At 69.2% G+C, this 24,007-nt stretch carries 26 protein-coding genes and 1 other RNA gene; 19 read left to right on the top strand and 8 right to left on the bottom strand.

Annotated features, from left to right (window positions below):
• Positions 1-50: 50 nt before the first annotated feature.
• The 5 genes from AC3WJT_RS16800 to tkt all read right to left on the bottom strand — a co-directional run bounded on the left by AC3WJT_RS16800 (position 51) and on the right by tkt (position 6,424).
• Positions 51-1,241: a phosphoglycerate kinase gene (locus AC3WJT_RS16800; RefSeq protein ID WP_492344283.1), complete on the bottom strand. Its 1,191-nt coding sequence runs from the start codon at positions 1,239-1,241 to the stop codon at positions 51-53.
• 137 nt (positions 1,242-1,378) lie between these two features.
• Complete coding sequence (gap, locus tag AC3WJT_RS16795) at positions 1,379-2,386, bottom strand: type I glyceraldehyde-3-phosphate dehydrogenase (RefSeq protein WP_492344282.1); 1,008 nt, start codon at positions 2,384-2,386, stop codon at positions 1,379-1,381.
• A gap of 179 nt (positions 2,387-2,565) precedes the next feature.
• Positions 2,566-2,931, bottom strand: coding sequence for a glyoxalase superfamily protein (locus AC3WJT_RS16790; protein ID WP_492344281.1), 366 nt, complete (start codon positions 2,929-2,931; stop codon positions 2,566-2,568).
• Positions 2,932-3,125: 194 nt separating this feature from the next.
• Positions 3,126-4,322: a formate-dependent phosphoribosylglycinamide formyltransferase gene (gene purT / locus AC3WJT_RS16785; RefSeq protein ID WP_492344280.1), complete on the bottom strand. Its 1,197-nt coding sequence runs from the start codon at positions 4,320-4,322 to the stop codon at positions 3,126-3,128.
• A gap of 137 nt (positions 4,323-4,459) precedes the next feature.
• Positions 4,460-6,424, bottom strand: coding sequence for a transketolase (tkt, locus tag AC3WJT_RS16780; protein ID WP_492344279.1), 1,965 nt, complete (start codon positions 6,422-6,424; stop codon positions 4,460-4,462).
• 127 nt (positions 6,425-6,551) lie between these two features.
• Here tkt and AC3WJT_RS16775 point away from each other — a divergent pair, with 127 nt between their 5' ends.
• From AC3WJT_RS16775 to AC3WJT_RS16740, 8 genes are all read left to right on the top strand, one after another.
• Positions 6,552-6,842: a DUF4164 family protein gene (locus AC3WJT_RS16775; protein ID WP_492344278.1), complete on the top strand. Its 291-nt coding sequence runs from the start codon at positions 6,552-6,554 to the stop codon at positions 6,840-6,842.
• A 4-nt stretch (positions 6,843-6,846) separates the two neighbouring features.
• Positions 6,847-7,173: a cell division protein ZapA gene (locus tag AC3WJT_RS16770; RefSeq protein WP_492344277.1), complete on the top strand. Its 327-nt coding sequence runs from the start codon at positions 6,847-6,849 to the stop codon at positions 7,171-7,173.
• A 47-nt stretch (positions 7,174-7,220) separates the two neighbouring features.
• Positions 7,221-7,381, top strand: a non-coding RNA gene (ssrS, locus tag AC3WJT_RS16765) — 6S RNA.
• A gap of 16 nt (positions 7,382-7,397) precedes the next feature.
• Positions 7,398-8,000: a 5-formyltetrahydrofolate cyclo-ligase gene (locus tag AC3WJT_RS16760; RefSeq protein WP_492344276.1), complete on the top strand. Its 603-nt coding sequence runs from the start codon at positions 7,398-7,400 to the stop codon at positions 7,998-8,000.
• The gene (locus AC3WJT_RS16755; RefSeq protein WP_492344275.1) at positions 8,001-8,837 is read left to right on the top strand and encodes a TIGR00282 family metallophosphoesterase; all 837 of its coding nucleotides are present in this window, start codon (positions 8,001-8,003) and stop codon (positions 8,835-8,837) included. It begins immediately after the preceding gene.
• Positions 8,834-9,442 (top strand): histidine phosphatase family protein, encoded by a 609-nt coding sequence (locus AC3WJT_RS16750; protein WP_492344274.1) that lies wholly within the window; start codon positions 8,834-8,836, stop codon positions 9,440-9,442. The genes AC3WJT_RS16755 and AC3WJT_RS16750 overlap by 4 nt, the downstream gene beginning before the upstream one ends.
• A 39-nt stretch (positions 9,443-9,481) precedes the next feature.
• Positions 9,482-10,237, top strand: coding sequence for a YebC/PmpR family DNA-binding transcriptional regulator (locus tag AC3WJT_RS16745; RefSeq protein WP_492344273.1), 756 nt, complete (start codon positions 9,482-9,484; stop codon positions 10,235-10,237).
• Between the two features lie 4 nt (positions 10,238-10,241).
• Positions 10,242-11,639: a hypothetical protein gene (locus tag AC3WJT_RS16740; protein ID WP_492344272.1), complete on the top strand. Its 1,398-nt coding sequence runs from the start codon at positions 10,242-10,244 to the stop codon at positions 11,637-11,639.
• A 52-nt stretch (positions 11,640-11,691) separates the two neighbouring features.
• Here AC3WJT_RS16740 and AC3WJT_RS16735 read toward each other — a convergent pair whose 3' ends face one another.
• A complete protein-coding gene (locus AC3WJT_RS16735; RefSeq protein WP_492344271.1) occupies positions 11,692-13,185 on the bottom strand; it encodes a M20/M25/M40 family metallo-hydrolase in 1,494 nt (497 codons plus the stop codon).
• A gap of 11 nt (positions 13,186-13,196) precedes the next feature.
• Positions 13,197-14,618 (bottom strand): M20/M25/M40 family metallo-hydrolase, encoded by a 1,422-nt coding sequence (locus AC3WJT_RS16730; RefSeq protein WP_492344270.1) that lies wholly within the window; start codon positions 14,616-14,618, stop codon positions 13,197-13,199.
• Positions 14,619-14,810: 192 nt separating this feature from the next.
• On the opposite strand from AC3WJT_RS16730, the gene AC3WJT_RS16725 reads away from it, so the two are divergent.
• The 4 genes from AC3WJT_RS16725 to ruvB all read left to right on the top strand — a co-directional run bounded on the left by AC3WJT_RS16725 (position 14,811) and on the right by ruvB (position 17,826).
• On the top strand, positions 14,811-15,521 hold the full coding sequence (locus tag AC3WJT_RS16725; protein ID WP_492344269.1) for an MgtC/SapB family protein: 711 nt from the start codon (positions 14,811-14,813) through the stop codon (positions 15,519-15,521).
• A gap of 156 nt (positions 15,522-15,677) precedes the next feature.
• Entirely contained in the window at positions 15,678-16,181 is a 504-nt protein-coding gene (ruvC, locus tag AC3WJT_RS16720; RefSeq protein ID WP_492344268.1) for a crossover junction endodeoxyribonuclease RuvC, read from the top strand.
• A complete protein-coding gene (gene ruvA / locus AC3WJT_RS16715; protein ID WP_492344267.1) occupies positions 16,178-16,795 on the top strand; it encodes a Holliday junction branch migration protein RuvA in 618 nt (205 codons plus the stop codon). Before ruvC ends, ruvA begins: the two co-directional genes overlap by 4 nt.
• Positions 16,792-17,826: a Holliday junction branch migration DNA helicase RuvB gene (gene ruvB, locus AC3WJT_RS16710; protein WP_492344266.1), complete on the top strand. Its 1,035-nt coding sequence runs from the start codon at positions 16,792-16,794 to the stop codon at positions 17,824-17,826. Before ruvA ends, ruvB begins: the two co-directional genes overlap by 4 nt.
• Positions 17,827-17,833: 7 nt before the next feature.
• On the opposite strand, the gene AC3WJT_RS16705 is transcribed toward ruvB, so the two are convergent.
• A complete protein-coding gene (locus AC3WJT_RS16705) occupies positions 17,834-18,253 on the bottom strand; it encodes a response regulator (protein WP_492344265.1) in 420 nt (139 codons plus the stop codon).
• 174 nt (positions 18,254-18,427) lie between these two features.
• On the opposite strand from AC3WJT_RS16705, the gene ybgC reads away from it, so the two are divergent.
• From ybgC to ybgF, 7 genes are all read left to right on the top strand, one after another.
• The gene (gene ybgC, locus AC3WJT_RS16700) at positions 18,428-18,898 is read left to right on the top strand and encodes a tol-pal system-associated acyl-CoA thioesterase (RefSeq protein WP_492344264.1); all 471 of its coding nucleotides are present in this window, start codon (positions 18,428-18,430) and stop codon (positions 18,896-18,898) included.
• A gap of 82 nt (positions 18,899-18,980) precedes the next feature.
• Positions 18,981-19,679, top strand: a complete 699-nt coding sequence (tolQ, locus tag AC3WJT_RS16695; protein ID WP_492344263.1) for a protein TolQ — start codon at positions 18,981-18,983, stop codon at positions 19,677-19,679.
• Between the two features lie 3 nt (positions 19,680-19,682).
• Positions 19,683-20,183, top strand: a complete 501-nt coding sequence (locus AC3WJT_RS16690) for an ExbD/TolR family protein (protein ID WP_492344262.1) — start codon at positions 19,683-19,685, stop codon at positions 20,181-20,183.
• A gap of 38 nt (positions 20,184-20,221) precedes the next feature.
• Complete coding sequence (locus AC3WJT_RS16685) at positions 20,222-21,004, top strand: hypothetical protein (RefSeq protein WP_492344261.1); 783 nt, start codon at positions 20,222-20,224, stop codon at positions 21,002-21,004.
• Positions 21,005-21,017: 13 nt separating this feature from the next.
• On the top strand, positions 21,018-22,319 hold the full coding sequence (gene tolB / locus AC3WJT_RS16680; protein WP_492344260.1) for a Tol-Pal system beta propeller repeat protein TolB: 1,302 nt from the start codon (positions 21,018-21,020) through the stop codon (positions 22,317-22,319).
• A gap of 128 nt (positions 22,320-22,447) precedes the next feature.
• Complete coding sequence (gene pal / locus AC3WJT_RS16675; RefSeq protein ID WP_492344259.1) at positions 22,448-22,996, top strand: peptidoglycan-associated lipoprotein Pal; 549 nt, start codon at positions 22,448-22,450, stop codon at positions 22,994-22,996.
• Between the two features lie 121 nt (positions 22,997-23,117).
• Positions 23,118-23,972, top strand: coding sequence for a tol-pal system protein YbgF (ybgF, locus tag AC3WJT_RS16670; protein WP_492344258.1), 855 nt, complete (start codon positions 23,118-23,120; stop codon positions 23,970-23,972).
• Positions 23,973-24,007 lie beyond the last annotated feature (35 nt).

Here is a 24,007-nt window from a genome sequence, read left to right as displayed (position 1 = left end):
CCTCCACCATGCTCCGCATGGTCCCCCTCCCCGCTGTGCGGAGAGGAAGGTCAGATTTCAAGGGCGGCGACGCCCGGAAGCTCCTTGCCTTCCATCCACTCGAGGAAGGCGCCGCCCGCGGTCGAGACGAAGGTCATGTCGTCGGCGACGCCCGCGTGGTTGAGGGCCGAGACGGTGTCGCCGCCGCCGGCCACGGCGGTGAGCTTTCCGGCCGTCGCCAGCTCAGCCGCGTGCTTCGCCGCCGCCACCGTCGCCATGTCGAACGGCGGGACTTCGAACACGCCCAGCGGGCCGTTCCAGATCAGGGTCTTGCTCGCGTCCATGGCGGCCAGCAGACGCTTCACCGTCTCGGGGCCGGCGTCGAGGATCAGGTCGCCGGCCTTGACGTCGTCGAGGCCGCAGGTGCGGGTCGCCGTGCCCGGCTTTACCTCGCGCGCCACCACCACGTCGACGGGCAGCAGCAGTTCGCAGCCGGCGGCCTTGGCGCTGGCCATGATCTCGCGGGCGGTGTCGCCCAGGTCGTGCTCGCAGAGGGAACCGCCGACGTCGTGGCCCTGGGCGGCCAGAAAGGTGTTGGCCATGCCGCCGCCGATGGCCAGGCGGTCGAGCTTGCGCACCAGATTGTTCAGCAGGTCCAGCTTGGTCGAGACCTTGGCCCCGCCGACGATGCCCAGCACAGGCTTGACCGGCTTGCCCAGCGCCGCGTCGAGCATGTCCAGCTCGCGCCGCATGGCCAGGCCCGGATAGGCCGGCAGCAGGCGGGCGAGGCCCTCGGTCGAGGCGTGGGCGCGGTGGGCGGCGCTGAAGGCGTCGTTGACGAAGAGGTCGCCGATGGCCCCGAGCTCGGCGACGAAGGCCGGGTCGTTCTTTTCCTCGCCCGGATGGAAGCGCAGGTTTTCCAGCACCGCCACATCGCCGTCCTGGAGCGCGGCGACGGCCTTGAAGGCGGCCTCGCCGATGCAGTCTTCGCCGAACAGCACCGGCTGGCCCAGCAGCACCGACAGCGGCGCGACCACGGGCGCGAGGCTCATCTCCGGCACCCGCTTGCCCTTGGGCCTGTCGAAGTGGGCCAGCAGGATGACCTTCGCCCCCCGGCTGCTGAGGAAGTGGATCGTCGGCAGGGCCGAGCGCAGGCGGGTGTCGTCGGTGATGACGCCCCCCTCCATCGGCACGTTGAAGTCCACGCGCACCAGCACGCGCTTGCCGGCGAGATCAGCGGTTTCGAGGGAGCGGAAGGTCATGGGGTGCATCTCGCATTGTGCGTCCTTCGAGACGCGGCTTCGCCGCTCCTCAGGATGACGGACAGCTGTGAAACGCACCCCTGTTCGTCATGGTGAGGAGCGATCCGTCAGGATCGCGTCTCGAACCACGCAGGGCCTTAGAGGAACTTCGCCATCACCAGAGCGGTGTCGCTCATGCGGGTCGCGAAGCCCCATTCGTTGTCGTACCAGCTGAGCACGCGGGCCAGCTTGCCGTCGACGACCTGGGTCTGCTTCAGGGCCGCCGTCGAGCTGGCGGGCACATGGTTCAGGTCCATCGAGACCAGCGGCTCGCTGGTCGTGGCCAGCACGCCCGACATCGGGCCGGCGGCGGCGGCCAGCAGGGCGTTGTTGATCTCTTCCACGGTCACGTCGCGGGCGGCGACGACCTTCAGGTCGACCACCGAGACGTTGGGGGTCGGGACGCGGATCGAGGAGCCGTCCAGCTTGCCCTTCAGTTCCGGCAGCACCAGGCCGAGCGCTTTGGCCGCGCCGGTGGAGGTCGGGATCATGGACAGGGCCGCCGCGCGGGCGCGGTAGAGGTCGCTGTGCATGGTGTCGAGCGTCGGCTGGTCGCCGGTGTAGGCGTGGATGGTGGTCATGTAGCCGCGCTCGATGCCGAACAGGTCGTTCAGCACCTTGGCCACGGGGGCCAGGGCGTTGGTGGTGCAACTGCCGTTGGAGACGACGATGTCGTCGGCGGTCAGGGTCTCGTGGTTGACCTTGTAGACGATGGTCTTGTCGGCGCCGTCGGCCGGGGCCGAGACCAGCACGCGCTTCGCGCCGGCCGTCAGGTGGGCCGAGGCCTTTTCCTTCGAGGTGAACAGGCCCGTGCACTCGAACGCGATGTCGACGTTGAGTTCCTTGTGCGGCAGCTCGGCCGGGTTGCGGATCGCCGTGACCTTGATCTTGCCGCGGCCGATGTCGATCCAGTCCTCGCCGGTCGTCACTGTTCCGGGGAAGCGGCCGTGCACGCTGTCATAGCGGAACAGGTGGGCGTTGGTTTCCACCGGACCCAGGTCGTTGATCGCCACGACCTCGATGTCCGTGCGGTTGTGCTCGGCGATCGAGCGCAGAACCAGACGGCCGATCCGGCCAAATCCGTTGATGGCGACGCGAAGGGTCATGGGTGAAGCGCTCCCGGCGGCAATGTTTGTGATTGGGCGCGGGTTTTGCGGTCAGGGCGCTTTGAGTCAACCCCGCAGCGGGATTTGGCGCGGTCACAACGGGTGAGGGATTGTGACGGATGGCTCGCAATCCAGGTCCTTCGTCCCTCGCGGGAGAAGGGGAACAGGGCATTGGCCGGCTAAGGCGTCTCGATCAGGGTGATGCGATTGCCGAAGGGGTCGAGGAGGCAGAGCTCGAGTTCATCGTCGCCGCGATGCAGGGCCGGACGCAGGTAGCCGTAGCCCTTCGCGGCCAACTCGGCGTGCAGCGCTTCAAGGCCCGAGGCGGCGACGCGCACCGACGCGCCGGGCGCGCCGTCGCCGTAGTGTTCGCTGAGGTGCAGGGTCAGGCCGTCGCGGCGGACCGCAATGTAGAGCGGCATGCCCGGCTCGAACCGGTGATCCCATTCGACCGAGAACCCGAGATAGTCGACGTAGAACTCGAGAGCCTTGGCCACGTCGAAGATGCGAAAAACCGGCGTCACCGCGCCCAGCGTCGTGTTCATTCCGGTCTCGCTCCCCCTCAACACCGGACCTGGTGTCCGGGCGCGCGGCTACCTTCCTGATGACCGCGGCGCAGCCGACAACGCGCCACCGCTATGTCGGGTTCCGGACATGCGCCGCCCTGCCCGTTTCGGGTAGTGAATTCGGGGTAAGGTGGAGTCAGACCTCTCCGCGAAGCGGGGAGGAGAGGAAGGTCCTAGCCTTTCACCACCCGCACCTTGCTCGCCGCCGCGACGGCGTTGGCGCGGGCGGTATCGGTGTCGGCGGCTCTTGCGAGGGCGACGCCCATCCGGCGGCGCTCGAAGGCTTCGGGTTTGCCGAACAGGCGCAGGTCGATGTCCGGACCGGACAGCGCCTCAGCGACGCCCTCATAGGCCACGCCTCTGGCCTCCATGCCGCCGTAGATCACCGCACTGGCGCCCGGCTCGCGCAGGCTGGCGTCGACGGGCAGGCCGAGGATCGCGCGGGCGTGCAGCGCGAACTCGCTGAGCGTCTGGGTGGCGAGGGTGACCAGGCCCGTGTCGTGTGGACGGGGGCTGACCTCGGAAAACCAGACCTTGTCGCCCTTCACGAACAGCTCGACGCCGAACAGGCCCCGGCCGCCCAACGCGGCGGTGACCTTGCCGGCGATGTCCTGGGCGCTGGCGAGGGCGGCGGCGGTCATCGCCTGCGGCTGCCAGCTCTCGACATAGTCGCCCTTTACCTGGCGGTGGCCGACCGGCGCGCAGAACGAGGTCACGATCTCGCCGTTCGCCCCGACCGAGCGGACCGTCAGCAGGGTGATCTCGAAGTCGAAATCGATGCGGCCCTCGACGATGACCAGCGCGGTCTCCACGCGGCCGGCGGACAGGGCGTAGTCCCAGGCGGCGCCGATGTCGGCGGCGCTCTCGACGTAGGACTGGCCCTTGCCCGAGCTGCTCATCACCGGCTTGACGAAGCAGGGGTAGCCGACGGCCTCCGCGCCCGCTTCCAGCGCCTCTCGGGAGGCGGCGAAGGCGTAGGCGCTGGTCGGCAGGCCGAGCTCTTCGGCCGCCAGCCGGCGGATGCCCTCGCGGTTCATGGTCAGCTGGGCGGCGCGGGCGGTCGGGATGCAGACAATCTCGCCCGCCGCCTCGACCTCGGCCAGCACCTCGGTGGCGATGGCCTCGATCTCCGGCACAATCAGGTGCGGCTTCTCAAGCGCGATGACGGCCCGCAGCGCATCCGCGTCGGTCATGGTCACCACATGGCTGCGGTGGGCCACCTGCATCGCCGGCGCGTCGGCGTAGCGGTCGACGCCGATCACCTCGACCCCCAGCCGCTGCAGCTCGATGGCCACTTCCTTGCCGAGCTCGCCGCAGCCGAGGAGCATGACGCGCGTGGCTGACGGAGACAGTGGGGTGCCGAGTTTCATGGTTGGGTCCCTGTTGCGTGGTTCGAGACGCTCGCTCGAGGCTCGCTCCTCACCATGACGAATAGTATTGCAGCCCGCCTCTCCACGTCATCCTGAGGAGCGGACCCTCAGGTCCGCGTCTCGAAGGACGCAGGGTTTCAGAGCTTCGCCTTCGCCGCGGCCGCGACGGCTTCCGCGGTGATGCCGAATTCCTTGTACAGCCGCTCGGCCGGAGCGCTGGCGCCGAAGCCGGTCATGCCGACGAAGACGCCGTCCTCGCCGATGAACCGCTCCCAGCCGAACTTGACCGCCGCCTCGACGGCGACGCGGACGGGCGCCTTGCCGATGGTCTCGGCGCGATACTTCGGGGTCTGCTGCTCGAACAGCTCCCAGCAGGGGGTCGAGACGACGCGGGTGGCCACGCCGTCGGCCTGCAGCAGGGTGCGGGCGGCCAGCGCGATCGGCACTTCCGAGCCGGACGCGAAGATGGTCACCTGGGCCTCGCCGTCGGCCTTGGCGACTTCGTAGGCGCCCCTGGCCGACAGGTTGCCGCCCTGGGTGCGGACCACGCCGGTCTTCTGCCGCGACAGGGCCATGACCGACGGGGTGGTCTTGTGCTCGAGGGCGATACGCCAGCATTCGGCGGCCTCGACGACGTCCGCCGGGCGGAATACCAGCAGGTTCGGCATCGCCCGCAGGCTGGCCACGTGTTCCACCGGCTGGTGGGTCGGGCCGTCCTCGCCGACGCCGATCGAGTCGTGCGTCATCACATGGATCACGCGGACGCCCATCAGGGCTCCCAGACGGATCGAGGCGCGGCTGTAGTCGGAGAAGACCATGAACGCCCCGCTGTAGGGGATCACGCCGCCGTGCAGCGCCATGCCGTTCATCGCCGCCGCCATACCGTGCTCGCGTACGCCGTAGTGGACGTATTTGCCGGCGTAGTCGGGCAGGTCGAACGGGACCATGCCCTTGACGTAGGTGTTGTTGGAGCCGGTCAGGTCGGCCGAGCCGCCGATCATCTCCGGAATCGCCGGGGTCAGGACCGACAACGCCGCGCCGCTGTGGACGCGGGTGGCGTTGACGGCCGGCTCGGCGAGCATCTTCTCGATGTGGGCGTCGAGCGCCTTGAAAGCGTCGGCGGGCAGGTCGCCCTTCATGGCGCGGGTGAAGTCGGCGCGCTGGTCGCTGGCCTTGAGGCGGGCGTCCCACTTGCGGCGCTGCGAGCCGCCCTTGCGGCCGGCCTTGCGCCAGGCCTCGACGATGTCTTCCGGCAGCTCGAACGGCGGCAGCGGCCAGCCCATGGCCTTGCGGGCCAGGGTCGCTTCCTCGTCGAACAGCGAATAGCCGTGCCCGTGAACGTCGCCTTCCTTCGGGCCGGCGCCTTTCAGGATGGCGGTCTTGCAGGCGATCATCGTCGGGACCGACTGTTTCGTCGCCCAGCGCAGGGCGGCGGCGATCTTGCCGTGGTCGTGGCCGTCGACGCTCTTCACCGCCCAGCCGGCGGCCTTGAAGCGGGCGACCTGGTCGCCGGTCTCGGCGATGGTCGCGGCGCCGTCGATGGTGGTGTTGTTATCGTCGAACAGGACGGTCAGCTTGCCGAGCTTGAGCCGGCCCGCGAGGCTGATGGCCTCATGGCTGATGCCTTCCATCAGGCAGCCGTCGCCGGCGATGACCCAGGTGCGGTGGTCGACGAGGGCGTCGCCGTAGCGGGCGTTCATCGAGCGCTCGGCCATGGCCATGCCGACGGCGGTGGCGATGCCCTGGCCCAGCGGGCCGGTGGTGACCTCGACGCCCGGGGTGTGGCCGTACTCCGGGTGGCCGGCGGTGTTGCTGCCCCACTGACGGAAGTTGCGGATCTGCTCCATCGTCACGGCCTTTGAGCCGGTCAGGTGCAGCAGGCTGTAGATCAGCATCGAGGCGTGGCCGGCGGACAGCACGAACCGGTCGCGGTCGGCCCAGTCCGGCTTGCTCGCGTCGTAGCGCAGGAACTTGGTCCACAGCACCGTGGCGACATCGGCCAGACCCATGGGCGCACCCTGGTGGCCGGATTTGGCGGCATGGACGGCGTCCATCGAAAGGACGCGGATGGCGTCGGCCATCTTGACCGGGCTGACGGACATTTTTGGCTCTCTCGACTCGCGTAGGGATGGGCGCCCGTTCGCACGTGGGAAGGATCGTTTCAACCCGCCTTCCTGTCACGCCCCGGTGCGGTCTATAGAAAGGACTTCGATCAGGAGAGCCGAGACCATGACGGGAGAGGCCGAGGGAAGCGCCCTGGACCTGGCCGTGCGCCGGCTGGAGCGCGCGGTGGCGATGCTCGAGAGTCGGATGTCCGACAGGATGGCCGAAGCCGGCGCGGAAGCCGGGGGGCTGTTCGACCAGGACCGCTCGCGGCTGGCCGCCGAACTGGACGCCGCCCGCGCCCGCGAACGGGCGCTGGAAGAAGCGGGAGCCCAGGCGTCGCAGGCGCTCGGCCGCGCCATCGAGGAAATCCGCGCCGCCCTGGGTGATGAACCCGCAACCGGCACGGAGGGCTAGACCGATGGCCCAGGTGACCGTGCAGGTTAACGGCAAGCCCTACAGCGTCGGCTGCGAGGACGGCCAGGAACGCCATCTGATCGAGATCGCCAAACTGTTCGACCAGCAGGTCCACCAGGTCAGCCAGGACGTCGGCAACCTCGGCGAGACGCGCCTGTTCCTGATGGGCGCCCTGCTGCTGGCGGACGAGATGGCTGACCTCAAGCTGCGGCTGCAGCACATCCAGGGCGAGCTGACCCGGCTGCAGGCCGATCAGTCCCGCTCCGAGGTCAAGGCTGTCGCGGCGCTGGAAAACGCCGCCAAGCGGATCGAGAAGATCGCGGCGGGGTGACGGCCCTTTCTTTCCACCCCCCGAAGCCCTACCTTGTGCAGCGGCGGGTCCTGCTGCGGCTCTCGTCGAAGGCAACACATCCCAGCGACCTTAATTCTCTCTAAGGGAGCTGACCCTGTCCTTCCCCGTGGGGTTGGGCACTCGGCGCCCACCTGGCTAGCCAGGTCGAGGGGATAGAACCGACCTTCACGGCTCTTGCGGCGCCGCCACACTTTTTCCTGATCATGACCGATCCCCTCCTCGCCTCACAGAAAGTCACCCTCCGGATGGAGGCGCGCGCGCGCCGCAAGGCGCTGCTGGTGCAGCATCCCGAGGCCGACTGGATGGCCGCCGACAAGGCCGGCGAGATGATCGCAGAGCTGGGCCTGCGCCGCGCGGGCGTGCTGGCCATCTACAAGGCGCTGGGCGCCGAGCTCGATCCCCGGCCGCTGGGCGACCTGCTCGTCAAGCAGGGCTGGACGCTCGCCCTGCCCGCCGTCGAGGTCGAGGACGGGCCGCTGGTGTTCCGGGCCTGGAAGCCCGGCGAGCGGCTGGCCCACGACCTGACCGGCCTGCCCGCGCCGCTGGCCTCCGCGCCGGAGGTTCGACCCGACCTGGTGCTGGTCCCGCTGCTGGCGTTCGACCGGACCGGCGGACGGCTCGGACAGGGCGGCGGCCACTATGACCGGACCCTCGCCGACCTGCGCGCGGGACCCAATCCGCCGTCGGCCGTGGGCTTTGCCTACAGCGGCCAGGAGACCCCCGGCCTGCCCCGCGAGCCGCATGATCAGCCGCTCGATGGGATTCTGACCGAGGCGGGGTATATAGCGGTCCGAAAGGACACCTGAATGCGCTTTGCTTTCTTCGGCGACGTCGTCGGCAAATCCGGCCGCGACGGCCTGGCCGACCATCTGCCGGGACTTCGCCGCCGCCTCGGCCTCGAGTTCGTCATCGTCAACGCCGAGAACGCCGCCGCCGGGTTCGGGATCACCGAGAACACCGCGCGTGAGCTGTTCGAGGCCGGCGCCGACTGCCTGACGCTCGGCAACCACAGTTGGGACCAGAAGGAAGCGCTGACCTACATCGTCCGCGAGCCGCGCCTGATCCGGCCCGCCAACTACCCGATCCTGTCCGACGCGCCGGGCCGGGGCAGCCACCTGTTCCAGACCGAAAGCGGCAAGACGATCTTCGTCGTCAACCTGCTCGGCCGGGTGCACATGGACGCCATGGACGACCCCTTCGCCGCCGCCGACCGCGAGCTGGACAAGGCGCCGCTGAGCCAGGTCGCCGACGCGGTGATCGTCGATATGCACTGCGAGGCCACGTCCGAGAAGATGGCCATGGGCCACTACTGCGACGGCCGCGCCTCGCTGGTCGTGGGCACCCACACCCATGTGCCGACCGCCGACGCCCAGATCCTCAACGGCGGCACGGCCTACCAGACCGACGCCGGCGCCTGCGCCGACTACGACAGTGTCATCGGCAACCAGAAGGAAGAGCCGCTGCGCCGGTTCACCACCAAGATCAGCCAGGGCCGCTATCAGCCCGCCTCGGGCCCGGCGACGGTCTGCGGCGTGTTCGTCGAGACCGACGACCGCACGGGCCTGGCCCGCCGTATCGAGCCGATCCGCATTGGCGGCCGGCTGAGCGAGACGGTGCCGGTGGTGGAGATGGCGAGGGCGTGAGCCTCTATCTCGTCCGGCACGGTCAGACCGAGTTCAACCTCGCCCGCCGCTATCAGGGCGCGCTGGATTCGCCACTGACGTCGCTGGGCGTCGAGCAGGCAGGGCGGATGGGCGCGCTGTTGGCGACCCTGGTCCCCGCCGAAACACCGATCGTTTCCAGTCCCCTCGGCCGCGCCCGCCATACGGCGGAGATCATCGCCGAAACCGGAAGCCTCTCACTGCCGACCTTCGACGCTCGCCTCGCCGAAGTCAGCCTTGGCGTCTGGGACGGCATGACCGACGAGGACATCGATTTCACCTTCCCCGGCGCGCGCGACGGCACCACCCGCTGGGACTGGTACTTCGCCGCCCCCGACGGCGAGCGCTACGAGGCCATAGCCGCGCGGCTGAGCGAGTGGCTGGGCGAGGCGACCGCATCGGAGAGGCCGCTGGTGGCGGTCTCGCACGGCGTCGCCGGCAGGGTCATTCGCGGCCTCTATGCCGGCCTTGACCGCAACGAGACGCTGAAGCTGGACGTGCCGCAGGACGCCGTATTTCGTCTCGCCGGTGGTCGGATTGAACGGATCGACTGCCTGCCGCTGGAAACTGACGGCGACGAAGGCTAAAACCCCGCACCCTTTCAACACCGGGACCGACTCCGCCCCATGGCCGGCCACTCAAAATTCAAGAACATCATGCACCGCAAGGGCCGCGCCGACGCGGTGCGGTCGAAGCTGTTTTCCAAGCTGTCGCGGGAAATCACCGTGGCGGCCAAGGCGGGCCTGCCCGATCCCAACATGAACCCGCGCCTGCGCCTGGCGGTGGCCAACGCCAAGGCCGAGTCGGTCCCCCGGGACGTCATCGAGCGGGCGATCAAGAAGTCGCAGATGGGTGACGCCGCCGACTACACCGAGATCCGCTACGAGGGCGTCGCCGCCGGCGTCGGGATCATCGTCGAGGTGCTGACCGACAACAAGAACCGCGCCGCCGCCAATGTGCGGACCATCTTCGGCAAGCTGGGCGGAAACATGGGCGCCACCGGTTCGGTGACCTTCAATTTCGACCGGATGGGCCAGATCGAATACCCGGCCAAGGCCGCCAGCGAAGACGCGATGATGGAGGCGGCCATCGAGGCCGGCGCCGCGGACGTCGAGGCGGATCTGGGCGAGGACGGCTCGGGCCACACCGTGTTCACCGCCTTCGAGGACCTCAACGAGGTCGCCCAGGCGCTGGAGAAGCAGTTCGGCGAAGCGGCGTCGACCAAGATCGTCTGGCGGCCCAAGTCGCTCGTCCCGGTCACCGGCGACCAGGCCGGCACCGTGATGAAGTTGCTCGACGCGCTCGAGGACGATGACGACGTGCAGAACGTCTACTCGAACGTCGACATCAGCGACGAAGACATGGCGAAGCTCGGGGGCTAGGACCATGCGCCTCTGGGCCTCCATCGCGATCGCCGCCGCCCTTTTGGCGACCAGTCCCGCGGTCGCCGCGGCGCCGTCCCCGGCCCAGGCCGCCTACGATGCCGCCGTCGCCCGCTACGGCCCGACCGACGACCGGGCCCTGATGGCCGAGATCAACCTGGCGACCTGGCTGGCCAGCCGGGACGACTACAAGGCCGCGGCCGTTCATCTGGAACACTTCCGCGATGTCATGATCGCCCGGGACGGCCCCAACTCGCCCGAGGGCCTGATGGTCATCGGCGCCCTCGCCCCGGCCAAGGCCTATGCCGGCGACAAGGAAGGCGCGCTGAAGAGCGCCTCCGAGGCCTACCGGCTGGCCGCGCCCCGGGGCCCGGATGATCCCGTCGTCATCGTCGTCCGCGGCGGCTATGGCGTGGCCCTGAGCATGGCCGGCCAGTACGAGGAGGCCGTGCCCCATCTGACGGCCGCCTACCAGGGCATGATCAAGCTCATGGGGCCGACGGCCGTGCCGACCCGCCAGACGGGCGACCTGCTGGTGGAAGCCAGCCAGGGCGCGGGTCTGATGAGCGACGCCCTGACGATCCGCCGCCAGATCGCCGCGCCGCCGGGACCGCGCGCCGACAAGGCCGAGGAGCTGCTGTCCGCCGGCTTTCAGCTGAGCCTGCTGATCGAGGAGCATCGCTATCCGGAAGCGCGGGACCTCGGCGAGACGTTGATGCCCCGCTTCAACGCCGACTACGGGCCTGACCATAGCCGGACGCTGCGCGCCAAGGGTGAGCTGGCGACGGCCTATGACAATCTCGAGATCCTCGACAAGGCCATGGCGCTCCGGCGCGAGGTCTATGACTCGTTCGTCCGGCTGCGCGGCCCCGACGACCTTCTGGCCTTCTCCCAGGGCGAACTGCTGGCCACGACGGGCTTCAAGTCGGCTGACCCGGCCGAGCGCGCGAGGTCGATGGCCCTGATGCGGGACATCATGCTGCGACGGTCCGTCGTCCAGGGCGACACGGCCCCGGCCGTTCTGCTGAACATGCTGATGCTGGCCCAGATGTCGCTGAGCGCCGCAGAGACAGGCGGCACGACGCAGGAGGGCCGGCTGGCCTATCGGCAGGCCTTCGAGGACCTCCGCAGCGCCGACAAGCGACTTCGGGCCGATCCCGTACTGGCCCGGTCGCGGACCGCCCTGATGGTCAACATGCTGCTCGGTCTGCAGGACATCAACGAAGAGCGCGGCGAAGCGGCCTATGAGCGCCTGAAGTTCTCGGGCCAGGTCGCCCGCGAGCGCAGCCTCGATCGCCGGGTGGCCGGCAACCAGACCGCGGCGCTGGCCGAAATCGTCCAGTATCGCCAGGTGTTCCTCGGCCAGGTGCGCGCCGGCTGGCTGTGGGCGCACCAGCCCTGAGACGACGGGCGTTGATGCAGGGGACACGCGCTGACGCGCATGTCCCCGCGCTTCAGCCCTTCAGTTTGCCCAGCATGCGTCCCATCAGGCCGGGCTTCTTGCCCATCGTCGTCGGGGCGTCCTTTGCGGTCGCGTAGTCCTTGACCAGGGCGAACAGGAAGTCGCGGCTGTCGTAGAGCGACTTGACCCGGACGCGCTCGTTCAGGCCGTGCATGCCGTCGCCGTCGGAACTGCTGAACAGGCCGCTGACGCCGTAGGTCGGGATGCCCGCCGCGTTGGTGTGGACGCCGTCGGTCGCGCCGACGAGCAGGATCGGCACCACCGGGACGCCGGGCCAGAGCTCCGCGGCGCGCTTTTCGATCGGCCCCATGATGAACGGCGTCAACGGCGGCGGCGGCGAGGCCTGGCTCGGCTCATGCGCGAGGGTGACGGCGATGCCGGGGTCGGCGGCCAGAGCGAGCAGTTGCTGACGCACCGCCTCGACCGGCACGCCGGGCAGGATACGGCAATTGATGTTCGCCGTGGCCTTCTGCGGCAGGGCGTTGGGCGCATGGCCGGCGGAGACCATGGTCGCCACGCAGGTGGTGCGAAGCATGGCGTTCCAGGTCGGATCCGCCGCGACCGCCGCCTGCGCCGCCGGGTCGTCGGGATTGGCGATGAGCGCCCGCATCGCCGCGCCCTTCTCGGCCGGGACCAGCGAGGTCATGCGGGTGAAATAGCCGCGCGTGGCGTCATTCAGCGCCACGGGGAAGGCGTAGGCGGCGATTTTCAGCAGGGCGGCCGACAGGCGGTCGAGGGCGTTGTCGCGCACCGGGCGGCTGGAATGGCCGCCGGGGTTGGTCAGGGTCAGGGTGAAGTCCTGATAGACCTTCTCGCCGCCCTGGACCTCCAGCGCGACCGGCCGGTCGTTCTCGTCGAGCAGGCCATCGGCGCCCTCATTGAGCGCGAAGGCGGCGTCGACCAGCGGCCGGTGGTTGGCCAGCAGATCCTCGATGCCGTTGTAACCCTCGCTCTCCTCGCCGCAGGTCAGGGCCATCTTGATGTCGCGACGCGGTTTGAACCCGGCCTGTCTGAGCCGGATCATGCTGTCGACCCAGATCGCCGCCTGCGCCTTGTCGTCCGAGGTCCCCCGGGCGAAGAAGTAGCCGTTCTCCTCGATCAGGGTGAACGGGTCGCGGGTCCAGTCCGCCGCATTGGCCTCCACCACATCGATGTGCGCCAGCAGCAGCATGGCGCCGGCCTTCGGGTCCGCGCCGCGCAGGACGGCGACGAGGTTGCCCTCGCGCGGGTGGTCCGGGTTGATCACCACCTGGACATCGGACGCGGGATAGCCGGCATCCGTCAGCCGCTTGCCCATCGCCTCGGCGGCCCGGGTGCAGCTGCCGACCGACAGGGTGGTGTTGATCTCCACCAGCTCCTTGTAGATCGCCCGGAACGCCAGCTGGTCTGGCCGGACCGTCGCCGGCGGCGTCGCCACCTGTGCTGTCGCCGCGCCGCCGAGGCAGAGGGCGAGCGAGGTCGCCAGAAATCCGCGTCTGAACATCATGATCGCGGTCCTCACTTCGCCGAAGCGTAGGTTTTCATCAGGCCGTAGAGGAAGTCGCGGGCATCATAGAGCGACTTGACCCGCACCCGCTCGTTCAGGCCGTGCGCGCCGTTGCTCTCGTTTCCGCTGAAGATCCCCGTCAGGCCGTAGGTCGGGATGCCGTAGCTGTTGAGATACTTGCCGTCGGTCGCGCCGGTCGACTGGAAGGGCACGATCGGCACGCCAGGCCACAGCTTGTCGGCCTGGACGCGGATCGGCTTCATCAGCGCGGCCGTCAGCGGCGGCGGCGGCGGCGTCAGGCGGGTCGTCGCGGCGGCGGCCACCGAGACCTTGGGATCCGCCGCCAGCGCGGTCAGTTGCGCCAGCACCGACTCCACCGGCACGCCCGGGAAGATGCGGCAGTTCACGTTCGCCTCGGCCCGCTGCGGCAGGGCGTTGGGCGCATGTCCCGCGCTGGCCATGGTGGCGACGCAGGTGGTGCGCAGCATGCTGTTCCAGGTGGGGTTTCGGGAGATGATCGCGGCCGCGTCAGCGTTGGTCGGATCGGCGACGATCGCCGTCATGGCGGCGCCCGTCTCGGCGTCGACCAGCGGCGCCATGGCCGTGAAATAGGCGCGCGTCGTCTCGTTCAACTGGACCGGGAACGTGTAGCCGCCGATCCGCACCAGCGCCCCGGCCAGGTGAATGATGGCGTTGTCAGGCACTGGCCGGCTCGAATGGCCGCCCGGATTGGTCGTGGTCAGGGTGAAGTCCTGGTAGACCTTCTCGCCGGACTGGATCGACAGCGACACGGGCTTGCCGTCATCGCCCAGCAGGCCGCCGGCGCCTTCGTTGAGGGCGAACTCGGCGTCGATCAGGTCGCGGTATTTGGTGACCAGCAGCTCGGCGCCGTTCAGCGCGCCTTCGCTCTCCTCGCCGCAGGTCAGGGCCATCTTGACCGTCCGGCGGGGCTTGAAGCCTTCCTGCTTGAAGCGGATCAGGGTGTCGACCCAGATCGAGGCCTGGGCCTTGTCGTCGGAGGACCCGCGGGCGAAGAACCAGCCGTCCTCCTCGATCAGGGTGAAGGGGTCCCGCGTCCAGTCGGCGCGGTTGGCCTCGACCACGTCGATGTGGGCCAGCATCAGGATGGCCTTCGCCTTCGGATCGGCGCCCGGCAGCACCGCGACCAGGTTGCCTTCGCGCGGACGGGACGGATCGACGATGATGTGCAGGTCCTTATCGGGATAGCCCGCCGCCCTGAGCCGCGCGGCCATCGCCTCGGCGGCCAGGGTGCAACTGCCCACCGACAGGGTGGTGTTGATCTCCACCAGCTCCTTGTAGATCGCCCGGAACGCCAGCTGGTCGGGACGGGGGGTCGCCTGCTGCGCGCCGGCCAGTCCGGGCAGCGCCGCCGCCAGGGCCGCGCCCGCCATCATCTTCCGCCAAAACCGCATGACTCGTTCCCCTCGACTGAAAGCGCAGTTTCACACCGTTCGGCCCTTGCCGCGCAAGGGGACATGTACCGCCTTCGGTACGTGTACCCTACCGCTGTCGCCTTGCCGGGACACGTACCGAAGGCGGTACATGTCCCCGATGGTTTGCATCCGCGCCCAATCAGAGCATTGTTCCGGGTTCGGAGGATTTTGATGGACCAGTTTCTGAACACCGCCTTGAATCCGCAGTACATTCTCCCCCTGCTCGGGGCGCTCGTCGCGGGCGGCTGCATCGGCTTTGAACGCGGCTTTCGCGGTCAGCCGGCGGGCTTTCGCACCCACAGCCTGCTGGCCCTGACCTCGGCGCTGCTGATGGTCGCGGCCAATCACCAGATGGCGTGGATCGGTCCCAGCACGCCGGCGGACGTGATCCGCATCGACCCTGTCCGCATGGCCCACGGCATCCTCACCGGCGTCGGCTTCCTCGGCGGCGGGGTGATTTTCCGGACCGGCTTCAACGTTCACGGCCTGACCACGGCGGCTTCGGTCTGGACCACCTCCTGCATCGGCATCCTGTTCGGCATCGGATTCTGGCAGGTGGCGGTCACCGGCACCGTGCTGGCCCTGCTGGTCCTGGCCGGCTTCCGCCTGATCGACCAGCGGCTGCCGCAGCAGTCGCTGGCCGATGTCACCATCCGTTACGCCCGCGGCGCGGCGCCCGGCGCCGAGGAGTTGCGCGAGCGGCTCAAGGCGCTCGGCCTGAAGTCGGCGCCGCTCAGCGAGCGTCTTTTGAAGAAGGGCCAGTACATCGAGCACGGCGCCACCGTCAGCGCCCTGAACCGCAGCGCCATCGACCGCCTGGCCGCCGAACTGCGCGCCGACCACAAGGTCATCGAGTTCGAGATCGAGCCGAGGAACGCGTGATCCTCCCCATCGGGGGAGGTGGCTCGCCGCAGGCGAGACGGAGGGGGTCCGCTCAGATTTCGGGTGACCCCCTCAGTCGGCTTCGCCGACAGCTCCCCCGATGGGGAGCATCGGTCTTTGCAGTTCGTTCAGGGTTCGGCCACATTGGTAGAACACATGATGAACGCGATTCGGATTCTCGGGCTCGATCCAGGCCTGCGGCGCACCGGCTGGGGCGTGATCGCGGTTGAGGGTTCGCGCCTGACCTGGGTCGCACACGGGGTCATCACCTCCGATGACAAGGCCCCGCTGGCCGAGCGGCTTCTGAGCCTGTTCGACGGCATCGGGGCGGTGATCGACGCGCACGCGCCCCACGAGGCCGCCGTCGAGGAAACCTTCGTCAACAGCAACCCGCAGTCGACGCTGAAGCTGGGACAGGCCCGCGCGGCCGCGATGATCGCGCCGGCGAAGGCGGGCCTGGCGGTCGCCGAATACGCCGCCCGCGAGGTCAAGAAGTGCGTCGTCGGCACCGGCGCTGCGGACAAGACCCAGGTCGCCTTCATGATCGCCCGGCTGTTGCCGACCGCCGGCGGCCCGACGCAGGACGCCGCCGACGCCCTGGCCGTGGCCATCACCCACGCCCACAATCGCCGCGCCCGCAGGCTCGGAGCGGCCGCATGATCGGCCGGCTGCGCGGGATCGTCGCCGAGATCGGCGAGGAAGAGGCGCTGATCGACGTCGGCGGGGTCGGCTATGTCGTGCGCTGCGGGTCAAGAACGCTCGGCCGGCTGCCGGCCGTCGGCGACGAGACCGTGGTGCATGTCGAACACCAGTGGAGCGAGGCCCAGGGGCCGCGCCTCTATGGCTTCTCCACCCGTGAGGAGCGCAGCGTGTTCGTGCTTCTGCAGGCGATCCAAGGCGTCGGGCCCAAGGCGGCGATGGCGGTGCTGGACGTGCTGCCGCCGGCCGAACTGGCCGGTGCGGTGCAGCGCGGCGACCAGGCGCTGGTCGCCCGCGCCAACGGCGTCGGCCCCAAGCTGGCCCAGCGCATCGTGCTGGAGCTGAAGGGCAAGCCGCTCGGCGACGGACTGGTCAGCAGCGGCCCCGCTAGCGGGGCGGAACCGCCGAAGGTCCACAAGGCCAGCGCGAGCGGCGAGGCCGTGGCGGCGCTGATGGGGCTGGGCATCGCCGAGCCGGTCGGGCGGCGCGCGGTCGAGCATGCCGTGGGCCAGCTCGGGGATGAGGCGGACGTCGGCGCGCTGGTGAAGGCCGCGCTGCGGGAGATCGGACGGTGACCGACGAGCGGATCATCTCGGCCGAGGCCGCCCCGTTCGAGGCCACGGACAAGGCCCTGCGCCCGCAGACGCTCGCCGAGTTCGTCGGGCAGGAGCAGACCAAGGCCAACCTGAAGGTGTTCATCGACGCGGCGCGGGACCGTAACGAGGCGCTGGACCATGTGCTGCTGTTCGGTCCGCCGGGACTGGGCAAGACCACCCTGGCTCAGATCGTCGCCCGCGAACTGGGCGTCGGCTTCCGCGCCACCAGCGGGCCGGTGCTGGCCAAGGCCGGGGACCTGGCCGCCATCCTGACCAATCTCGAACCGCGCGATGTGCTGTTCATCGACGAGATCCATCGGCTGCCGGCCAATGTGGAGGAGATCCTCTATCCAGCGATGGAGGACCACGTCCTCGACCTGATCATCGGCGAAGGGCCGTCGGCGCGGTCGATCCGCATCGATCTGGCGCCCTTCACCCTGGTCGCGGCGACGACCCGGGCCGGCTTGCTGGCCACGCCCCTGCGCGACCGGTTCGGCATCCCGCTGCGGCTGGAGTTCTACACGCCCGCCGAGCTGCAACGGGTGCTGCTGGGCGCGGCCCGCAAGATGGGCGCGCCGCTCAGCGAGGACGGCGCCGGCGAGATCGCCGCCCGGGCGCGGGGCACGCCGCGGGTCGCCGGCCGGCTTCTGCGCCGCGTCCGCGACTTTGCCGCCGCCGACGGCGCAGCCCTGATCGACAAGGGCCACGCGGCCCGGGCGCTGGCGCGGCTGGAGGTGGACGAGGCGGGCCTCGACAGCCTCGACCGCCGCTACATGCGCGCCCTGATCGAGAACTACGGCGGCGGCCCGGCCGGGGTGGAGACCCTCGCCTACGCCATCGCCGAGGCGCGGGACGCGGTCGAAGACGTGATCGAGCCCTTCCTGCTGCAGCAGGGCTTCATCCAGCGCACGCCCCGCGGACGGGTCGCCTGCGGGAAGGCGTATCTGCATCTGGGGCTGAAGGAGCCGCCGGCGCCGAAGGCCGCGCCGGGCCTGTTCGACGAGGGCTGACCGCGCTTCAGGCCGCCGGCGCCAGCGGGTCGCGGTCGAACAGGTCCAGTTTGAGCGGCGGCGGCCGCGACTCGTCGCCGGCCAGATGGCGGAACATGTAGTCCACCGCCCGAACCATATCGGCCGCGTCATAGGGTTTGCACATTGCGCCGAGGGCGGCGTCGCGCGCCTCATGGACGGCCGCGACCTGTCCGCTGATGAAGATCACCGGAATGCCCATGGCCTTGAGATCCCACGCCAGGGCCGCCCCGTCGTCGTCACCGGCCAGATCGATGTTCACCAGGGCCATGTCAGGGCGGGTCTCCCGCACCAGGTCGAGCGCCTGCTGGTGGCGCACCGCCAGTTCCAGCACCCGGTAGCCGTGGTCCTCCAACGCCCCCTGCACCGACATGGCGATGAGCAGTTGATCCTCGACGATCAGGATCACTTTGGGGGATTCTGGGGCTGGCGACGCAGTCATGGACATTTCTCCGGTCACAGACCCAACCGTTCGCAGCGGCGCCGGTTCCGGAGGGGGAGCGGCGGGATGACGCCGCGCCTTCAATCCACTACCAACGTCATCCTGAGCAGCGCCTGAAAGGCGCGTGTCGAAGGACGCAGCGTGACCTCCGCCACCCCGACGCCCGACTCCCCGACCGCAGGCCGCTTTGAAGGCCGGGAGCATATCCTGCCGGTGCGGGTCTACTACGAGGACACCGACTTCACCGGCGTCGTCTATCACGCCAACTACGTGCGCTATTTCGAGCGCGGACGGAGCGACTTCCTGCGGCTGGCCGGGGTGTCGCACACCGACCTGCTGGAGCGGCACGATCCGGCGGCGTTCGTGGTCACGCGGATGGAGATCGACTTCAAACGTCCGGCGAAGATCGACGACGCGCTGCAGGTGATCACGACCTACGATCATGCGAAGGGCGCGCGCCTGCAGATCGCCCAGCGCATCGTCCGCGGCGAGGCGCTCATCGCGCTCGCCCAGGTGTCGGCCGCCTGCATCAGTCTCGACGGAAAGCCGCGCAAGCCGCCCGCGGGACTTGTGGATGCGCTGCGGCCCTGGTTTTGCAAGGATGAGGGTTAAGGCCCGTTAAGGCCTGCGCCATAGTTTTACCAAAGCCGCGCGGTGGATTGCGGCCAGACAAGCCTTCGGGGGATGCGACCGTATGGACGCCCAGACGATCTCTGCCGACACGTTTTCCATTATCACCCTTTGGTCGAACGCCGACTGGGTGGTGAAGCTGGTGATGATCGGGCTGGCCCTCGCCTCGTTGTGGTCATGGGCCGTGATCATCGACAAGCTGTTCCGTTTTGGCGCCCTGAACGCCGAGGCCAACCGGTTTGAAGACAAGGTCGGCGGCGGACGCCCGCTGGAAGAGGTCGGCCAGGAGGCCGCCGGTTCCAAGCATCCCCTGCCCAAACTGCTGAACGCCGCCCTGCGCGAGTGGAAGGAAGCCCGCAGCCGGGGCGCCATCGGCGACACCCAGACCGCCCTGCTGATCCAGCGGATCGACCGGGTGCTGGACAGCAACATCGCCCGCGAGAGCCAGAAGGTCGAAGACGGCCTGGGCAGCCTGGCCATCGTCGCCACGGCCTCGCCCTTCGTCGGCCTGTTCGGCACCGTCTGGGGCATCATGCACGCCTTCCAGGCCATCGCGATCGAGAAGAACACCTCCCTCGCCGTCGTGGCGCCGGCCATCGCCGAGGCGCTGTTCGCCACCGCCATCGGCCTCGCCGCCGCGATCCCGGCCTACATCGCCTACAACAAGTTCTCGACCGACGCGGGCAAGTTCGCCGCCCGGCTGGAGAGCTTCGCCGACGACCTGTCGACCGCCATCCAGCGTCGCCTGGCGGAGAAGATCTGAGCCATGGCCCTGTCCGCGAACGACGCCTTCGGCGCCGTCGGCAAGCGCCGCTCCCGCAGGGGACGCGGCCGGCGCGGCGCTCTGAGCGAGATCAACGTCACGCCCCTCGTGGACGTGATGCTGGTGCTGCTGATCATCTTCATGATCAGCGCCCCGCTGCTGACCAGCGGGGTGTCCATCGAGCTGCCCAAGACCGAGGCCGGCGCGATGCAGGACCAGTCCGAGCCGATCACCCTGACCATCAAGGCGGACGGCGCGCTGTTTGTGGGAGAAACCCCGATCCCGTTCAGCGCCCTCAAGCCGCGCCTCGCGGCGATGGCCAGCGGCGGCTATGACAAGCCGATCTATGTCCGCGCGGACGGCAAGGCCTCCTACGAGGTGGTCGCCCGGGTGATGGCGGCACTGTCGACCGGCGGGTTCAGCAAGATCAACCTGATCACCGACACCGGCGGTCCGAGTTCGGGCGCGACCGCCGCCGCCCCGTCAGAGCCTCCGGCGAAATGATGCGGAGCCCCTCCTCCCCAGGCCGGACCTGATCGCGGATGGCCCGGCGCAACACCAGCACCAACCTGTCGCCGGCGCTCCTCGCGTCGCTGGTGCTGCATGTCGGCGCCGCGGTGCTGGTGCTGATCCTCGGGATGTATTTCAAGAAGCCGGAATCGATGGGCGGCGGGGTGCCGATCACCATCGTCAGCGAAGGCCCGCCGCAGGCCCGCGACGCCGAACAGGGCGATACCGAGGAGGTGTCCGCGGGCGAGATCCTGCCGGAGCCGCTGCCCGAGCCTGAGCCGGTCGCGCCGCCCCTGCCCGATCCCAAGCCGACGCCGCCGACGAAGACGCCGCCCAAGCCGGCCCCGACGCCGTCGAAGAAGCCGAAGGCCGATCTCGACTTCGACCGCCTGCTGGCCGACGTGCAGGGCTCCAGACGCCCGCCGCGGACCCAGCCCGGCGGCGGCGGCGGAACCGGCAAGAAGGACCGCACGCTGGCCGTCGGTACGAGCGCGGGGCCATCGGCCGGCGCCAAGGGCTACCTGCTGACGCTGGGCAGCGACCTGGGCCGCCGCTGGACGCCCAACTGCCTGGTCGAGGGCGGCGCCGACGTGAACATCAAGGTCAGCTTCATCGTCTCGTCGAACGGCCGCCTGCTGGCAGACCCGACCTCGTCCGGCTCCGGCGCGCCCGTGGGATCGCTGACACGGGCCGGATCGGACGCCGCCATTCGCGCCATACGAATGACAGAACCCTTCCCTAATTTCCCGCCGGAACTCTTCGGTGAGAAGATCACCGTCAACTTCAACGCCAACCAGGTCTGCGCAAGCCGCTGACCGGAGAGCCTCGATGACCCTCAAAGCTGTCTTCGCCGCCCTCTTCGCCCTGTTCGTGGCGACCGCGGCCCTGCCCGGCCTCGCGCGGGCGGATATCGAGATCGACGTCAACCAGGGCGACGTGCGGCCGATGCCCATCGCCGTACCCGGATTCACCGGCGTGGGCCGCGGCGCGGAAATGGCCCAGGTCATCACCGGCAACCTGGAACGCTCCGGCCTGTTCGCCCCGATCGACGGCGCGGCCTTCCCCGAGCGCAATCTCGACATCGGCATTCAGCCCGACTTCGCCGGCTGGAAAGCGATCAACGCCCAGACGCTGGTCAACGGCGCGATCACCGTCGAGGCCGACGGCAAGCTGCGCGTCGATTTCCGCCTGTGGGACGTGTTCACCGGCGAGCAGTTGACCGGCCAGACCTTCACCTCGACGCCGGAGAACTGGCGGCGGGTGGCGCACAAGATCAGCGACCTGATCTATGAGCGACTGACCGGCGAGAAGGGCTATTTCGACACCCGCGTGGTGTTCGTCGCCGAGAGCGGCCCGCGCGGCAATCGCGTCAAGCGGCTGATGATCATGGACCAGGACGGGGCCAACCCCTCCAGCCTGACCGACGGCAGCTACGTGGTGATGACCCCGCGCTTCTCGCCGACGAGCCAGGAAATCACCTACATGGCGCTGCGGCCGACCGGCTCCAGCATCTATCTGTTCAACATCGAGACGGCCCGCTCCGAGACGCTGGGCCGCTTCCCGGGCATGGTCTTCGCCCCGCGCTTTTCGCCCGACGGCAACAAGGTCGCCTTCTCGGTCGAGCGCGGCGGCAACAGCGACATCTGGCTGATGAATCTGGCGACCCGGTCGCAGGTGAAGCTGACCTCCGACCCCGGCATCGACACCTCGCCGAGCTTCGCGCCGGACGGCGGGCGGATCGTGTTCAACTCCGACCGCGGCGGCAGCCCGCAGCTTTACGTGATGGACGCCAACGGCGGCGGCGCGCGGCGCATCTCCTACGGCTCGGGCCGCTACATGACCCCGGTCTGGAGCCCGAACGGCGACTTCATCGCCTTCACCAAACAGGCCGGCGGCCAGTTCCACATCGGCGTGATGCGCCCGGACGGCTCCGACGAGCGGATCCTGACCTCCAGCTATCTCGATGAAGGCCCCACCTGGGCGCCGAATGGCCGGGTGCTGATGTTCTTCCGGGAAACCCCCGGCGGGGCGCCGCGTTTGTGGACGGTGGACATCACCGGCCGGATCCTGCGCCCGGCGCCGTACCAGGGGTCCGGCTCGGACCCCGCATGGTCACCCTTGCTCAACTGAGTGGTGATTGTTGTTGTTGAGTCGCAGACTGGCGCCATTGTGAGGTCCAGTCAGAGTTTTCAGTCGCGTTGGTCCGCAATCTGGCGTCACTATTGGCGCAACAATCCGTCTCCTAAGGAGGACGCCACATGAGCTTCGACGCCAAACACGCCGTTAGACTGGCGCTGATCGTCGCCGCGACCGCTTCGATGGCCGCTTGCGCCACGAAGCCCGCCCCCGGCCCTGGACCTGGTCCCGGACCCTCGGGCCCCGGCCCGGCCGGCCCGCGCGGCCCCGGACCGTCCGGTCCGATCGACACCCGCCCGATCCCCGGATCGGTGCAGGACTTCGTCATCAACGTCGGCGACTTCGTCTATTTCGACCTCGACAGCTATGACGTCCGCTCCGACGCCATGCCGGTGCTCGACGCCCAGGCCGCCTGGCTGCGCCAGTATCCGAACGTGAAGGTGCGGATCGAAGGCAACTGCGACGAACGCGGCACCCGCGAGTACAACCTGGCGCTCGGCGCCCGCCGCGCCAACGCGGTGCGCGACTACCTCGCCAGCCGCGGCGTGGCCTCCAGCCGCATCACCACCCTGTCGTGGGGCAAGGAACGGCCGGTCGATCCGGGCTCCAACGAAGACGCCTGGGCGCGTAACCGCAACGGCCACACGGTCATCATCGAGGGCGCGCGGTAACGCAGCCCCGATCAGCGTAAAGCCGGGAGGGGGCCGCGATCCGCGGTCCCCTTCTTGCGTTTAAGGCCCCTGTAAGGCCCCCGCCGTAATTTCGACGCCGCAACAGACGCACGATCGAGCCATGACGCGACACACCCTTCTCGCCGCCGCTTCCGCCCTGACGCTTATGCTCGCGGCCGCGACCGCCTGGTCCCAGACGCCGATGCCTGATCCGCTCGACGACCGCTCCGTGAAGCGGCTCGAAAAGATGGAAAAGGTCGTCCGCGAGCTGCGCTCGATCGTCTTCCAGGGCCGGGACAGCGGCAAGCCGGTCGTGGTCATGCCGGCCGAGACGGACTCCCAGATCCAGGCCCTGACCGACCGGGTTTCGGATCTCGAGGAGACCCTGACCCGGCTGAACGGGGCCAACGAGACCCTGACCTACGAACTGCAGCAGGCGCGCAAGGCGCTGGCCGCGTCCGATGCAGCCAATCGCAGCCTCGGCGACCGCCTGGCCGCGCTCGAGGGGCGGGCCACCCAGATCGAGGCCTCCGTGGCCAGTCAGCAGCCGGTCGCGTCGGAAGAAGACGACGCCCAGGAGGCCGCGGGCGATCCGGACGGCGACTTCGCCCGGGCGCGCAAGTTCATGCTCGATGGCGACTACGATTCCGCCGAGACGGCCTTCCAGGCGTTCGTGAAACGCTACGGCGACACCGAGAAGGGCCCCGAGGCCCGCTACTGGCTGGGCAAGACCCTGTCGGTGCGCGGCGCCAACGCCGACGCCGCCGGTGCCTTCATCGGCGCAATCCGCGGCTGGCCGAAGACCAGCTGGGCGCCCGACGCCACGCTGGAACTGGCGCGGGCGCTGGTGGCGCTGAAGAAGCCCGCCGACGCCTGCCAGACCCTTGATGAACTGGCGCGCAAATATCCCAAGGCGCCCGCCACGGTCATGACCCGCGCCCAGGCGGTCCGCGGTCAGGCGAAATGCGCCGCCTGACCTGACCCTGGCTGACGCCGGCGATGGGACAGCTC

The organism is Caulobacter sp. FW305-C-30-S16, from assembly GCF_058783025.1.
Note: the sequence above shows the minus strand (reverse complement) of the source record. Positions and strands in the feature narration are given on the sequence as shown.